Source organism: Rhodococcus sp. UNC23MFCrub1.1 (assembly GCF_000686025.1).
Taxonomy (GTDB): Bacteria; Actinomycetota; Actinomycetes; order Mycobacteriales; family Mycobacteriaceae; genus Rhodococcoides.
Genome location: NZ_JMLQ01000001.1, coordinates 867,348 through 880,912, shown reverse-complemented (window position 1 = coordinate 880,912; position 13,565 = coordinate 867,348). Strand labels below are relative to the sequence as shown.

General features: G+C 67.5%; 14 protein-coding genes. 8 read left to right on the top strand and 6 right to left on the bottom strand.

What is annotated here, in order from left to right; all coding sequences use genetic code 11:
* Nucleotides 1-10: 10 nt before the first annotated feature.
* From BR07_RS0104380 to BR07_RS0104365, 4 genes are all read right to left on the bottom strand, one after another.
* Nucleotides 11-871, bottom strand: coding sequence for a helix-turn-helix transcriptional regulator (locus BR07_RS0104380; protein ID WP_027504384.1), 861 nt, complete (start codon nucleotides 869-871; stop codon nucleotides 11-13).
* Nucleotides 872-933: 62 nt separating this feature from the next.
* Entirely contained in the window at nucleotides 934-1,980 is a 1,047-nt protein-coding gene (locus BR07_RS0104375; protein ID WP_027504383.1) for an NAD(P)-dependent alcohol dehydrogenase, read from the bottom strand.
* A gap of 81 nt (nucleotides 1,981-2,061) precedes the next feature.
* Nucleotides 2,062-2,724 carry an SDR family NAD(P)-dependent oxidoreductase gene (locus BR07_RS0104370; protein ID WP_027504382.1) on the bottom strand — a complete coding sequence of 221 codons (663 nt, stop codon included), beginning with the start codon at nucleotides 2,722-2,724 and terminating at the stop codon, nucleotides 2,062-2,064.
* Between the two features lie 28 nt (nucleotides 2,725-2,752).
* The gene (locus BR07_RS0104365) at nucleotides 2,753-3,970 is read right to left on the bottom strand and encodes an MFS transporter (protein ID WP_027504381.1); all 1,218 of its coding nucleotides are present in this window, start codon (nucleotides 3,968-3,970) and stop codon (nucleotides 2,753-2,755) included.
* Nucleotides 3,971-4,203: 233 nt separating this feature from the next.
* Between BR07_RS0104365 and BR07_RS0104360 the strand changes: the two genes are divergently transcribed.
* From BR07_RS0104360 to BR07_RS0104335, 6 genes are read left to right on the top strand one after another with little or no spacing between them, the layout of a single operon-like run.
* A complete protein-coding gene (locus BR07_RS0104360) occupies nucleotides 4,204-5,370 on the top strand; it encodes a VOC family protein (protein ID WP_051613007.1) in 1,167 nt (388 codons plus the stop codon).
* Nucleotides 5,367-6,302: a fumarylacetoacetate hydrolase family protein gene (locus BR07_RS0104355; RefSeq protein ID WP_027504379.1), complete on the top strand. Its 936-nt coding sequence runs from the start codon at nucleotides 5,367-5,369 to the stop codon at nucleotides 6,300-6,302. The genes BR07_RS0104360 and BR07_RS0104355 overlap by 4 nt, the downstream gene beginning before the upstream one ends.
* Nucleotides 6,299-7,846, top strand: a complete 1,548-nt coding sequence (gene mhpA / locus BR07_RS0104350; RefSeq protein ID WP_027504378.1) for a bifunctional 3-(3-hydroxy-phenyl)propionate/3-hydroxycinnamic acid hydroxylase MhpA — start codon at nucleotides 6,299-6,301, stop codon at nucleotides 7,844-7,846. The genes BR07_RS0104355 and mhpA overlap by 4 nt, the downstream gene beginning before the upstream one ends.
* Nucleotides 7,836-9,038, top strand: a complete 1,203-nt coding sequence (locus BR07_RS0104345) for a cytochrome P450 (RefSeq protein WP_027504377.1) — start codon at nucleotides 7,836-7,838, stop codon at nucleotides 9,036-9,038. The genes mhpA and BR07_RS0104345 overlap by 11 nt, the downstream gene beginning before the upstream one ends.
* Entirely contained in the window at nucleotides 9,035-9,232 is a 198-nt protein-coding gene (locus BR07_RS0104340) for a ferredoxin (protein WP_027504376.1), read from the top strand. Before BR07_RS0104345 ends, BR07_RS0104340 begins: the two co-directional genes overlap by 4 nt.
* Nucleotides 9,229-10,359 carry an NAD(P)/FAD-dependent oxidoreductase gene (locus tag BR07_RS0104335; protein ID WP_027504375.1) on the top strand — a complete coding sequence of 377 codons (1,131 nt, stop codon included), beginning with the start codon at nucleotides 9,229-9,231 and terminating at the stop codon, nucleotides 10,357-10,359. The genes BR07_RS0104340 and BR07_RS0104335 overlap by 4 nt, the downstream gene beginning before the upstream one ends.
* 60 nt (nucleotides 10,360-10,419) lie before the next feature.
* On the opposite strand, the gene BR07_RS0104330 is transcribed toward BR07_RS0104335, so the two are convergent.
* Nucleotides 10,420-11,373, bottom strand: a complete 954-nt coding sequence (locus BR07_RS0104330) for a manganese catalase family protein (RefSeq protein ID WP_027504374.1) — start codon at nucleotides 11,371-11,373, stop codon at nucleotides 10,420-10,422.
* 207 nt (nucleotides 11,374-11,580) lie between these two features.
* Here BR07_RS0104330 and BR07_RS0104325 point away from each other — a divergent pair, with 207 nt between their 5' ends.
* A complete protein-coding gene (locus tag BR07_RS0104325; RefSeq protein ID WP_051613006.1) occupies nucleotides 11,581-12,306 on the top strand; it encodes a YoaK family protein in 726 nt (241 codons plus the stop codon).
* A gap of 16 nt (nucleotides 12,307-12,322) precedes the next feature.
* Here BR07_RS0104325 and BR07_RS27285 read toward each other — a convergent pair whose 3' ends face one another.
* A complete protein-coding gene (locus BR07_RS27285; RefSeq protein ID WP_197027717.1) occupies nucleotides 12,323-12,700 on the bottom strand; it encodes a hypothetical protein in 378 nt (125 codons plus the stop codon).
* Between the two features lie 93 nt (nucleotides 12,701-12,793).
* Here BR07_RS27285 and BR07_RS27280 point away from each other — a divergent pair, with 93 nt between their 5' ends.
* Complete coding sequence (locus BR07_RS27280; RefSeq protein WP_197027716.1) at nucleotides 12,794-13,561, top strand: NAD(P)-dependent alcohol dehydrogenase; 768 nt, start codon at nucleotides 12,794-12,796, stop codon at nucleotides 13,559-13,561.
* Nucleotides 13,562-13,565 lie beyond the last annotated feature (4 nt).

The following is a 13,565-nucleotide window of genomic DNA, read 5'->3' as shown; positions in this document are numbered from 1 at the left end:
GATTCCACGATCAGCGGGCTGCTTCAGTCGACCAGGACCCCAGCAGTCGCAGTCGATCCGCGCTCGGGGATCCGGGCTCCGCTGTGTAGACCATGAGGACGGAACCGGGGTCCGCGGTGATCACCAGTTCCTCGTAGGCGAGGTGGACCTCGCCGACGAGGGGATGGTGGAAGCGTTTGGTCCCGGCGCCGTGAGTGCGAACGTCGTGCGCTCCCCACAGCCTGCGAAAGGTCTCGTCGCGTGTGGACAGTTCGCCGACGAGGTCCTGCAGGCCCTTGTCGTGTGGGTCCCGGCCGGCCTCCGCACGCATGATGGAGACGCACATCTGCGCGAACAGGTCCCAGTCGGGATAGAACTCCCGCGACAGCGGATCGAGGAACTGGAACCGAGCCAGGTTGGGCACCCGGCCGCCGTCACCGATGACGGGTGCGTAGAACGCTTTTCCCAGTTCGTTGGTGGCCAGCAGATCCTGCCGTCGATTGCGTACGAAGGCGACGCCGTCGGTGATGGAGTCGAGTGCCCACTGCAGGCTGATGCGCGGTGGGGTGATGCGCTCCGCCCTGCGACGGGGGCGTCCCGACGTGGGGACACCGTCGGCCGCGCGAGCCAGATCGAGCAGATGCGCATGTTCGGTGTCGGTGAGCTGCAGGGCGCGCGAGAGCGCGTCGAGCACCGACGACGATGCGCCGCCGATGGCGCCCCGCTCGATGCGGGCGTAGTACTCGACCGACAGGCCGGCCAACGACGCCACTTCGCTGCGACGCAGGCCGGCCACCCGACGGGTACCACTGGTCGTGATGCCCGCTGCCTCCGGTGTCAACCTCGCGCGGCGGGTCATGAGGAACTCGCGAACCTCGGCCTTGGTGTCCATGAATTCAGCGTAGGACGACCGGAGGCGATGGGGGAGGCCCTGTCATGACACCCCTCGCGCGGTCAGGCCAGCGTCGCCGTGTCGATGACGAACCGGTAGCGGACATCGGAGGCGAGCACGCGTTCCCACGCGTCGTCGATCTTGTCTGCGGAGATGACCTCGATCTCGGCTCCGAGACGATGCTCGGCGCAGAAGTCGAGCATCTCCTGAGTCTCCGCGATCGAGCCGATGGCGGATCCTGCGAAGGTACGGCGGTGCGGGATGAGCGAGAAGACCTGCAGGGGGAGTGGTTCCGCCGGCGCGCCGACGTTGACCATGGCACCGTCGACGGCCAACAGCGACAGATGTGCGTTCAGATCGATCGACGCGCTGACGGTGTTGATGATCAGGTCGAACGTGGAGGCGAGATCCGTGAACGTGTCCGGATCGCCGGTGGCGAAGTAGTGGTCCGCGCCGAGACGTAGTCCGTCCTCCTGCTTCGCCAGCGACTGCGACAGGACGGTGACCTCGGCTCCCATGGCGTGCGCGAGCTTCACGGCCATGTGCCCGAGTCCACCCATCCCCACGACGGCGACCTTCTTGCCGGGTCCTGCGCCCCAGTGGCGGAGCGGTGAGTACGTGGTGATGCCGGCGCACAGCAGCGGCGCCGCAGCGTCGAGCTCGATGCCCTCGGGGATCGTGACGACGAAGTGCTCGGTGACGACGACCTGCTGCGAGTAGCCACCCTGAGTGACCGTGCCGTCGCGGTCGGTGCTGCCGTAGGTCTGAATGTTGCCGACGAGGCAGTACTGTTCCAATCCCTTGACGCACTGGGCGCACTCGCCGCACGAGCCGACCATGCAGCCGACGCCGACGCGGTCGCCGACCGCGTGCTTCGTGACCTCGGAGCCGATCTCGGCCACGATTCCCGCGATCTCGTGGCCGACGACGAGGGGGTACGGAACCGGGCCCCATTCGCCGCGGGCGGTGTGGATGTCGGAGTGGCAGATTCCGGCGAACGCGATGTCGATCCGGACGTCGTGAGGTCCGACATCGCGGCGGTCGATGGTGTAGGGAGACAGTGGCTCGTCTGCTGCGGTGGCGGCGTACGCCTTCACGGGAGTGGTCATGTCTCCAGTCGACACCCGCATCGGCGGTCGAGGGAGTCCCTGACGAAGGGTGTACACGCAGGGCACCTCTCGTCGGGACGGTCAGTCCAGAGGTGCTGCGAACGTGCGGAATTCGCCGCGCTCGGTGTGCATGGTCCACAATAGTTCCGCGAGCGCGTCCGGTTCGTGCGACGGCTCACCCGCGCCGATGCCCCGCGGAATGATCAGCTGGCCGACGTGCAGCCCCTCCGGTGCGAGTGCGTCGTGCAGCAGTTGGGCGTAGGCACTCTCGCCGGCGAAGGCGACCGAGGTCCCGGCGACGGTCGCGCCGGGACGAACTGCACTGCCTCCGTTCACGAACAGCACGGTGCCGCGTCCCAGCGACCGCATTCCCGGCAGTGCCCAGTTCACCGCGGTGACGGGTCCGTAGATGGAGAACTCGACCGGACCGACGAGATCGGCCACGCGTGTCTCGAGGACCGGCTTCATGAATTCCCTTGCCGGGACAGGGCTGTACTGCAGCACCTCGATCGGTCCGAGTCGCTCGGCCGCCGAGTCCAGCGCGGTGGTCAGGGACTCGGGGTTCCGGACGTCGGCCGCGAAGCCCGCGGCGGTGATCCCGGCATCGCCCAGCGAGTCGGCGATGCGGTCGACATTGCCCTGCTCTCGTGAGATCAGGGCGACCGAGAACCCCTCGCGGCCGAAGCGGCGAGCGACGGCGGCTCCGAGTCCCTCACCCGCACCGATGATGGCGATCGTGGTCATGGTCGTTGCTCCTCTGATCGAGTGGAAGTCAGGACACCAGTGCGTCGTGCTGCGGGGTGGTGCCGGCGCGGTGGCCGTGTCCGGGCCTGGCCATGATCACGAGGGTAGCCAGCGGAACGAGCAGCGCGGCGGCGAACGCTGCGCCGACGACCGGGATCGAGGCCGGGCCGAAGACGCCGATGGCCCGCGCGGTGACCGCACTCCCCATCGCGGTGCCGAGGTTGAACATGGACGTGCACAGCGACGTGGCCAGGGTGGGTGCGCCCTCGGCGAACCTGACGGCCATCGACATGAGGACCGGGTTCATGCCGAGACCGGCGAGACCGGCGATCGCGAGAAGTGCGATCGCCGGTGCGGCGTGGTCCGACACCGCGCCGAGCAGGGCGAGTGCTGCCACGACGGCGATGCCCCCGCTCAGAGCAGTCCCGTACGGCGCGCGGCCCGCGAGCCGGCCACTGCCGAGTGTGCCGGTGACGGCCCCGACGCCGAAGATCGCGAGACCCACCGGGAGGAGTTCGGCGGACAGGCCCGCGCGCTCCGTCAGCAGCGGGGCGATGAACGAGTAGGTGGACATCACGGCCGAGGTGACGAGGACGCAGGCAGCCATGACCACCCACAGGCGCCGCGACATCAGTGCCGCCGTCTGCTCTCGCAGCGGGACGGTGGTCGAGGCGGAGCGACCGCCGGGAACGATGCGAGCGACGGGAACGGTCGCGAGCAGCGCCAGCCCGGCGAGGATCCAGAACGGGCCACGCCACCCGACGAGCTGACCGGCGACGGACCCGAGGGGCACGCCGATGACGGTCGCCAGGATGCCGCCGCTGAGGACCATGCCGATGGCACGCGCGGCGTCGTCCGGGCCGGACACTCGAGCACCGACGGACGCTGCGATCGACCAGAACGCCCCCGTGACCAGCGCGGTCACGAAGCGGGCGACGAGGACGACGGAGAGCTCGTCGGTGAGTGCCACGACGACATGTCCGGCGGCGAACACGGCGAGCGAGAGCAGCAGCGTCGTGCGCTCGGGAACTCGCAGCACCGCCACCGCCACCGCCGGCGTGGCGATCATGCCGATCGCGAATGCCGTGACCAGGAGACCCGCCTCGGAGATCCCGATGGCCAGGTCGCCGGCGATGTCGGGCAGCAACCCGGCCACGACGAACTCGGACGTGCCCATGAGGAACGTGCCCATCGCCAGGACGGAGACGAGGAAGGGCAGCGGTCGACGTTCGGTGGTGGAAGGCACGGTCGTCGACGCTATCGACGTCCTCGCGGCGCAACGAGACCCTGACAGGGAACCTCTCGCTCCCGAGTCACCTGTGTGCAGTGATCCGCGGATACCGCGGATCACTGCACACGAGTCAGCGCTCGAGCACCGTGCTTCCCACTCGAACACCACCTTGTGATGATTTCATCAGAAAGTCTTGACGGGCGATCCGATCATGAGTGACGATGTGATCATCTACTTCAGGAGCGGCCATGACTATCGATCACGCGCACCGAACTCGCGACGTCGACGGGCATCAGGGGATGCACGTCGATCAGGGTGCGTTGCCGGGTGAGCATCCCGGTCGTGCGATGAACCCGGTGATCAAGGTCCAGGACATCGCCTGGCTCGAGTTCCGCAAGCCCGACCTGGACCGCGCGCAGACGTTCGCGGAAGCATTCGGCTTCGGAGTCACCGTGCGGACCGATGACGAGTTGTATCTGCGCGGGCTGGCTGACGGAGCGCCGTGCGTCATCATCCGCAAGGGGCGCCGGACGTCCTACGTCGGTGCCGCCTTCCGTGCCGCCGAGTCCGCCGACGTGCTGCGCCTCGCCCGCGCGACGGGTCATCGCGTCGAGCGGCTGCCCGACTCGATCGGGGGGATCGGGGTGACCGTGACGGATCCGAGCGGCCAGCCGGTGCGGGTGGTCGCCGATCTCGACGACGGTCGCCCACTGCCGGGTCAGCGCACCCACGACTACAACTTCGGGGCGCTCGACGACGCGGGGATCACGCGCACCAATGCCACGCAGCGGCCACCGCACGAGCCCGCCCTCGTGGAGCGGCTCGGTCACGTGGTGCTGCAGCGCACGCGTTATCTCGAGAATCTGACCTGGTACCTCGAACACCTGGGCCTGATCGTCAGCGATTTCCTCTACTACGACGGGCAGCGTCACCGCGGACCGGTCATGAGTTTCATCCGCTGCGACCGGGGGTCCGAACCGACCGACCACCACACGCTCGCGATGACGCTGGGGCCGTCGGACCGCTACGTCCACTCGGCATACCAGGTGTGCGATATCGACGCCATCGGTGCGGGGAGCCGCTATCTCACCGAGCGCGGCTACCGGCACTCGTGGGGGATCGGTCGGCACATCCAGGGCAGTCAGATCTTCGACTACTGGCGCGACCCGGACGGCTTCCTCGTCGAGCACTTCAGCGACGGTGACCGCTTCGACGCCACGCTCGAACCGGGCTGGGCGCCGATGACGGCGTCCGGTCTCGCGCAGTGGGGACCACCCGCGAGCAAGGACTTCCTGGGGATCGCACCGAACAAGCGGTCCCTGTCGGAACTGCGATCCATCCTCACCGGACTGCGCAGCGACAACGAATTCGACTCCGAACGCCTTCTCGGCCTGATGAAAGTAGCCTCGACATGAGCATCGCCGTTCTCCGCACCGCCGACGGATGGTGGGTGCAGACCCGCGAGGGTGCCGTTCGGGTGGACACCACAGCGACCACCACCGCGGACCTGCTCGCAGACCGGTCGGCCGTCGATGCTGCCGCGGCCGGTGGCGAGACCGTCCCCGTGGCATCGCTGGAGCTCGTCTCGCCCGTCACCGCGCCGTGTCGAGTGGTGGCACAGATGACCAATTACGTGTCGCACGTGAAGGATTCCGGTATGAATCCGGAGACGGTGCCACTGACTTTCTTCCGGAAGTCGTCGGGGTCGATCAGCGGACCGACCGCCGACATCGTCCGGCCGGCCCATGTCACCCTGCTCGACTACGAGGTGGAGATCGGGCTCGTGGTGGGGACGACCCTTCCCGTCGGATCGACGATCGACGACACGACGGTCGCCCGCCACATCGCGGCACTGGTGATCACCAACGACGTGTCGGCCCGCGACGTCCAGCTGCCCAAGACCCAGTTCTACGAGGCGAAGTCGTACCCGACCTTCACCCCCGTCGGCCCCGTCCTCCTTGTTCTCGAAGACGGCGACCTCGATCGTTTCGAGCAACTGCGGTTGATGCTGCGCGTCAACGGGGAGATCCGGCAGAACAGTACGGTGCGAGACATGATCTACCGACCCACGGAAGCGCTGCGGACCCTGACGGGGTTCCAGCGCGTCGACCCGGGCGACCTGATCCTGACCGGCACTCCGGGAGGCACGGCCCTGAAGGCGCCACCGAAGCCCATCGAGATCATCGGCGCTCTGCTGCCGCCGGCCGTGAAGTGGAAGACCTTCTTCAAGCGTCAGGCGAGCAACCCGGCCTACCTGCAGGACGGTGACGTCGTGGAGGTGACCATCGCCACCGACGACGCGATGCTCGACCTGGGGATGCAGCGCACGACGGTGCGGTACGCGTGACGCACCACCCGGCCGTCGTCGTCGGCGCGGGACCCACCGGAATGGTGGCAGCCTCACTGCTCGGACGGCACGGCATCGAGTGCCTCGTACTCGACCGGTGGGAGGACATCTTCCCGCAGCCGCGTGCCGTCCACCTCGACGACGAGGTCCACCGCATCCTCGGTGACCTCGGCGTCGCGGAGGCGTTCACCGAGATCTCCCGCCCCGGACGCGGCCTGCGCCTGGTGGACCCCGCCATGGACACCATCGCCGAGTTCGAGCGTGATCCCGATTCCCGTCCCCACGGCTTCCCTCCGGCCAACATGTTCGACCAGCCGGAGCTCGAGCGCATCCTGCGATCGGCGATGACGCGGAATCCTCACGTGCAGTTTCGCGGCGGCGTGGAGATCACCGACGTGGCCACGATGAGGGACCACGTGCAGGTGATCGTCCGGGAGGTCGCCACGGGCGAACGCAGCGCCGTCACGGCGGACGTGGTGCTCGGGTGCGACGGTGCGAACAGCGCAGTGCGGGCCGCGCTCGGAACGACGATGCGGACTCTCGCGCCCGAACAGCGGTGGCTGGTGGTCGACGCGTCGAGTCCCGTCGACCCCGGCCTGTGGGACGGGGTGCATCAGCTGTGCGATCCGCACCGCGCGGGCACGTTCATGCGCATCGGCCAGACTCGCTATCGGTGGGAATTCGAACTTCTCGAACACGAGACCGTCGACGACTTCCCGGATCTGGATGCACTCGCATCGCTGCTCGACCCGTGGCTGCGCCGAGCACCGCGCACCGATCTCGAGCTCGTCCGGGTCACCGAGTACACGTTCCGGGCCCAGCTCGCAGACCGGTGGCGTGATCGACGGGTGTTCCTGCTGGGCGACGCGGCGCATCTGACACCGCCGTTCATCGGCCAGGGGATGGGCGCCGGTCTGCGTGACGCCTACAACCTGACCTGGAAGGTGGCCGGGGTATTGGGCGGATCTCTGCCCGAGGCGGCTCTCGACAGCTACGAGCAGGAACGAGTACCGCACGCGCGCGCCATGATCCGCCAGGCAGTTGCCGTCGGATGGGCCATGAACGGCGGCGGTGAGAGGGTCGCGGGTCTGCGTCGCCGGGTGTTCCCGGTGGTGACACGTGTTCCCGGACTGAGTTCCGTCGTCACGGACAGCGCGACTCCGCGTCTGCACCCGTCGATGTTCGTGCGACGTGGATCGATGTCGCCGCGCAGGCTCGAGGGAACGCTGTGCCCCAACGCGCCGACCGAGCGCGGTGTTCGCTTCGATGCCGTGGCACCATACCGGTTCACAGTGGTCACCACCGTGAAACCCGAACCTGCGCAACGTCAGGAGATCGCCCGCCGCGGCGCGGAGGTCCTTCTGGTCAGCCCCGGCTCCGACCACGGCAGATGGTTACGCCGCGGACGGGTGTCCGCCGCTCTGGTCCGCCCCGACCGGACGGTGATGGCGACCGCGCGGTCACTGTCCGCCCTCCACACCCTTGTACCGCCGTCGCCGAGCCCGTTGCCCCCGAACACGATCGGACGCGCCGATGAGAGCTGACACGGCACTTCCTCGCTACACCGAGGACATCTACTCCACCGCGGCCATTCTCGATCCGTACCCGCACTATGCGGAGATGCGGGCTCTGGGTCCGGTGGTGTGGCTGACTCGCCAGAAGGTTCACGCGATCACGCGCTACGCGGAATGCAAGTCGACGCTGCTCGACGACGGCACGTTCGTCTCCGGCGACGGTGTCGCGCTGAATCCCGTCGCCAACAGACTCGGTCGTGGAACGACGCTCAACAGTGACGGCGACGAGCACGCGTTGAAGCGATCCGTGCTCGCACATCGTCTCACTCCGAAGGCCGTCCGGAAGATGGCGTCGGCGGTGCAGGACAAGGCCGAGCAGATCGTCGACGCGGCGCTGACGCAGCAGTGCATCGACGGAGTCGACGACCTGGCCACCGCGCTCCCGACGTCGATCGTTCCCGATCTCGTCGGGTGGCCGGAGGACGGCCGTGACGACCTGCTGCGCTGGGCCGGAGCGACATTCGATGCGCTCGGTCCCCTGAACCGGCACGCGGTGACGGCGACCCGAGCAGCGTCGGAGATGATGGCCTACTCCCGCCGGGTGGTCCGTGAACGCTCGGTGCTGCCGGGCAGCATGGGTGCGGACGTTCTCGCCGCGGCCGACGAGGGGCGCATCGAGAGATCGCAGTGCCCGGCGTTGATGATCGACTACCTCGGACCGTCGCTGGACACGACCATCGGCGCCATCTCCGGTGCACTGCACCTGTTCGCGACCCATCCGGACCAGTGGCAGGCGGTCCGCGCGGATCCGTCCCTGATTCCCAACGCGGTCAACGAGGTCGTGCGATACGAGTCGCCGATCCGTGCGTTCTCCCGCAGGGCGGTGCGCCAGGAGACCATCGGCGACGCGATCATTCCTCGGGGCGCGCGAGTGCTGGTGCTCTACGCGTCGGCGAACCGTGACCCCCGCGAGTGGCACGACCCGGACTCCTTCGACATCACCCGCGATGCGTCCCGTCAACTCGGCTTCGGATCGGGCGTGCACGGATGCGCGGGTCAAGGGCTCGCTCGTCTCGAGGCGTCCACGATGCTGCGAGTGCTGGCCGAGCGCGTCGAGCGCATCGAACTCACGGGCACACCGTCGCGTGCGGTGAACAACGTCATCCACCGATTCGACCGCCTCCCACTGAGGTTGGTCGCAGCAGAGAGGAGATCGTCATGATCGTCGATGTCGACTGGGATCGATGCGAGGGACACGGCATCTGCGCAGAGCAGGCGCCGGAGGTGTTCAGCCTCGACGACGAGGGCGAGCTGCACCATGCCTACGACGGCGCGGACGTCCCGGACGAGTTGGTGCCCGGTGCTCGATCCGCCGTGAGTGTCTGTCCGGTCGCGGCGCTGCGTGAGCGCGCGTGAGCGGTGCCGCACGCCGGGTGGTGATCGTCGGTGATTCCATCGCCGGATGTACCGCCGCACGTGAACTCCGAGCGCTGGGTCACGACGGTCCGATCACCATGATCGGATGCGATCCCGACGGCTGCTATGCCCGGCCGCCGCTGTCCAAACGCGTTCTCGCGGAGGGCATCGGTGCGTCCGATGTCTGGGACCTGTCCGATCTCGACCTGACCGCCGTCACCGCGCTGGCGACCGGAGTCGATGTCGGGCGACGAGTGATCACTCTCGCGGAGGGTGACGACGTTCCGTACGACGCTCTCATCGTGGCGACGGGGGCGGACGCTCGCAGACTGGCTGCACCCGACCAGAGCGGTGAGCTGGTGGTGCGCAGCCTTGCCGATGCTCGTCTGCTGCGGGAGCGGCTGGAGAGTGCGACGTCCGCGATCGTCGTCGGCGCAGGGTTCCTGGGGATGGAAGTGGTGAGTGCCTGTGCGGCACGCGATGTTCCGGTCACGGTCATCGACGTGGATCCGCCGTTGCAGCGGATACTCGGCCCGTTCCTGTCCGAGGCGATCACCGCACGGGCGGCTGAACGCTCGGTCGACGTCCGCCGGGTGGACCGGCCTGTCGAGTTGATCGGCGATCCGGTGGGTGGGGTCCGGATCGACGGCATCGAGTCGACGGCCGATCTCGTGGTCAGCTGTGTCGGTGAGGTCCCCGGCACGCACTGGCTCGACGGCAGCGGGATCGGTGACGGCGGCGGCGTGGACATCGACGACCGCTGTGCGACCGCGGTGCCGGGAGTGTTCGCTGCGGGAGACGTCACTCGTGGCTCGGACGAGAACGGCCGGGTTCGCCGTACCCCGTTCTGGTCCACTGCGATCGCGCAGGGCAGGGTCGCCGCGGCATCGGTGTTGGATGTGCCGGCCCGGTGCGCACCGACGGACGACTACTTCTGGACCGAGGTACTGGGATTGTCCATCAAGGTCGTCGGTCCGCTGCCTCTCGTCGGTGCACCCACCGTGTTGGAGGGATCGATGGAGGACGGTTCGGCTCTCCTCGAGTGGACGCACGACGACGGTCGCAGGACCGTCGTGGCTTACGGGATGAAGAAGGCTGTCGGGTTGTTGCGACGCATGGTGTCGTGATCACCGATGCGGCACTGCGCGAACGAGAGTCGCGCAGTGCCGCATCGGTGAACTGTCAGATCACTTCCCGAGTTCGCCGAACGTGGCGTCTATGTCGGCCATCTCCATCTCTGCGGTCTGCTGGATCAGCTCCATGAGCTCCGGATCGAGCCCGGGTGCGAACTCCTCCGGTCGCTCGGGCGCGATGTCGAGGGGTGCACCCGCCGGCGCCTGTTCGCTCGCGTCGAGATCCGTTCCGTCCTTCGACGGCGACATGCCCTGGTAGATACGGCCCGCCTCGGACGCGCCGGTGAGGTCGAAGGTGTACTGCTTGCTCTGCAGGCCCATCTCCACGAGCTTCTTCACCTCGGGGAACTGCTCGGCGTTCGTCTTCGGAATGGGCAGCGTCTTCTTCCAGTCGACACCCAGTGTCTCGAGTGCCTTCGCGTAGCCGTTCTCGTGCGCCTGGTCCCGAACGATGAGGTAGGAGATGGTGGACCGGGCGGTCTTGTTGTCGGTCATCTCGTACATGCGGCACTTCTGCAGGCGGCCCGTCGATTCGAGCATCAGGTTGTACAGCAGATCGAGCACGAGGTTGCCCGAGTTGTAGACGTAACTGCCGCTCCACGGGTTGCCCACCGAGTCGACGGGCATCGCGCCCTGAGCACCGACGAGGTAGTGGTGGATGTTGCCCTCGGACAGGGCGATGTTCAGCGGCACGGCGCCGCCCGCGCCCGGTGTGTCGAGCGGATCGTTCTGCTTGCCCTGGTATCGCGGCGACCCGTCGAGCAGGCGAGAGATGGTGGTGCCGATGAGTTCGACGTGACTGATCTCCTCGGTACCGATGCCCTGGATCAGGTCCCGGTAGGGCTTGGCCGCGGCGCCGCGGAAGTTCATCGACTGGAACAGGTACTGCATCATCGTGCGCATCTCGCCGAACTGGCCACCGAGGCCCTCCTGCAGCGCGTTCGCTGCGGCGGGATCGGGCTCGTCGGGAACGATGTCGTGGATCAGCTTCTGTACGTGCAGATACATGGGGCCTCCTCAGGCGTGGGGCGGAACTGCCGCCCACGCAGCACGGGTGCCCCGAGTCTGACCACCCTCAATCCTTCGGTGTTGTTCCAGCTTTCGGAGAACGCTGTTGTGACCCACCACATTTCACCGGTGTTAACCATCTTTATTGTTCTGTGATACACGCCTCACGGAGCCGTCCGAGCACATTCCGTCCGGAGAATGACAGGTATGACCTCATCTGTGGCGATCAGCCGTGACACAGCAGTCGGCCCGGAAGCCCGGTTGTCCTGGATTCTGTCGGGCCTCGCCGGGATGGTCGGCGCCGTCGCATTTCTGCATTCCGCCGGATACTTCGTCACCTTCATGACGGGAAATACCGAACGCGCGGTCGTGGGACATTTCGGTGAGCCCGCCGGCAAGGAGGTGGCTCCGGGCGCATCTCCCTGGGCCGCACTGGCACTGATGGGATCGTTCCTGCTCGGCGTGGTCATCGCGTCGATCTGCCGACGGAAGTACTGGTCGAACCATCCGCACGGTGCCACCGTGGTGACGACGATCGCGCTCGCGGTGGCGGGGTCGACCGACATCGCACTGTCCGGGTGGTCGTCCGCCGACGTGAACTTCTATCCGATCCTTCTCATCGCTTTCGCGCTCGGCGCGTTGAACACCGCCTTCACCAAGAAGGAGGAGACCTACATTCCGCTGAGTTATGTCACCGGAACGCTGGTCAAGCTGGGGCAGGGAATCGAACGCCACCTCTGCGGTGGCGGAACCCGCTACGACTGGCTCTGCTACCTCATGCTGCTGGGGTCGTTCTCGCTCGGCGGTGCGATCGGCGCTTTCATCGGCGTCGTCATCACCGGTCCCCAGGTGCTCCTGCTCGCCGCGCTGTTCAGCTTCGGTGCCACGATCTTCACCTTCACCCACACCGAACGGCAGACGGTCTTCGGCTGACAGGTGCCTCGTCGGCTCAGATCGCGTGGAACGCCCTCCGCGCTGTCGCTGCCAGTGCCGCTCGTCGGCGATCGTGGTCGGACGCGCTCTCACCCGCGTGCGCGGTGTGGACGATCGCGGACTGCGCCCACGTGGCGGCGAGCGACACCAGCATCGACCAGAGATCCTCCGCCGCGACGTCGTCGACGAGAGTGCCCCGCTTCTGTGCGTCGCGGATGGCGTCCAACTCGGCGCGACCGGCATCCTCGCGGTGCGCGAAGAGGGGGCCGATCGGAGTCCGCTCCAACCGCGCCCAGGTCACCAGGCGCACCAGCTCGGGATCGCCGAGGTACATGTCGTAGAGGGCCGCGACGTATCCGGGCAGGTCGTCCGCGTCGAGCGGGACGTCCGCCATGTCGACGTCCACCCGGTTGTCGAAGACCGCGTCGAACAGTGCCTGCTTGCTGCCGAAGTACGCATAGATCTGCGACTTGTTGATGGCTGCGACATGTGCGCTGCGGGGCAGGAGAACTACTGCCGTGAGTTCCCCACCCTCACCTACGGCGGGCGGGACCGCGTCGACGGATCGACGACGGCAGGAGCCTTCTCGGCGGAGTACGTCGTGCGGGATCGCTTCGTCTACCACCGGCCGAAAGGCCTCGATGCGGCCGCGGTCGCTCCCCTGATGTGCGCGGGCATCACGGTGTGGGAGCCGTTGCGCCGCTGGAACATCGGTCCCGGCTCTCGTGTCGGTGTTGCCGGAATCGGTGGCCTCGGTCATCTCGCCGTGCGATTCGCGGCGGCGCTGGGCGCCGAGGTCACCGTGTTCACCACCTCGTCGGCCAAGGCGGAGGAGGCGCGGGAACTGGGTGCTCACCACACCGTACTGTCGACTGACGACGCCGCGATGGCGGCGGTGCAGGGCGGACTGGATCTCGTCGTCGACTGCATCCCGGTCGCTCACGATCCGCAGCCGTACCTCGCGAGCCTGGCGCTCGACGGAACCCTCTGTCTGGTGGGCCACCTCGGCTCGGTCTCGATCGAGACGGTGGATCTCCTGGTCGGTCGCAGATCGGTGAGCTCGTCCGGCAGCGGTGGTCGCCGGCACACGCAGGAGATGCTCGACTTCTGCGGCGACCACGGCATCACCGCGCAGGTGGAGGTGCTGCCGTCGGCCGTCGTCGGCACCGCTCTCGATCGCCTCGAGGCCGGAGACGTGCGCTACCGGTTCGTGCTCGACATGGGTGATCTGGTCGGCGACGGCACACCCGCCTGAGGGT

Coding starts and splice junctions, on each gene's coding strand:
- BR07_RS0104380 (WP_027504384.1), bottom strand. CDS start 871: ATGGACACCAAGGCCGAGGTTCGCGAGTTCCTCATGACCCGCCGCGCG.
- BR07_RS0104375 (WP_027504383.1), bottom strand. CDS start 1,980: ATGACCACTCCCGTGAAGGCGTACGCCGCCACCGCAGCAGACGAGCCA.
- BR07_RS0104370 (WP_027504382.1), bottom strand. CDS start 2,724: ATGACCACGATCGCCATCATCGGTGCGGGTGAGGGACTCGGAGCCGCC.
- BR07_RS0104360 (WP_051613007.1), top strand. CDS start 4,204: ATGACTATCGATCACGCGCACCGAACTCGCGACGTCGACGGGCATCAG.
- BR07_RS0104355 (WP_027504379.1), top strand. CDS start 5,367: ATGAGCATCGCCGTTCTCCGCACCGCCGACGGATGGTGGGTGCAGACC.
- BR07_RS0104345 (WP_027504377.1), top strand. CDS start 7,836: ATGAGAGCTGACACGGCACTTCCTCGCTACACCGAGGACATCTACTCC.
- BR07_RS0104340 (WP_027504376.1), top strand. CDS start 9,035: ATGATCGTCGATGTCGACTGGGATCGATGCGAGGGACACGGCATCTGC.
- BR07_RS0104330 (WP_027504374.1), bottom strand. CDS start 11,373: ATGTATCTGCACGTACAGAAGCTGATCCACGACATCGTTCCCGACGAG.
- BR07_RS0104325 (WP_051613006.1), top strand. CDS start 11,581: ATGACCTCATCTGTGGCGATCAGCCGTGACACAGCAGTCGGCCCGGAA.
- BR07_RS27285 (WP_197027717.1), bottom strand. CDS start 12,700: ATGGCGGACGTCCCGCTCGACGCGGACGACCTGCCCGGATACGTCGCG.
- BR07_RS27280 (WP_197027716.1), top strand. CDS start 12,794: ATGTGCGCTGCGGGGCAGGAGAACTACTGCCGTGAGTTCCCCACCCTC.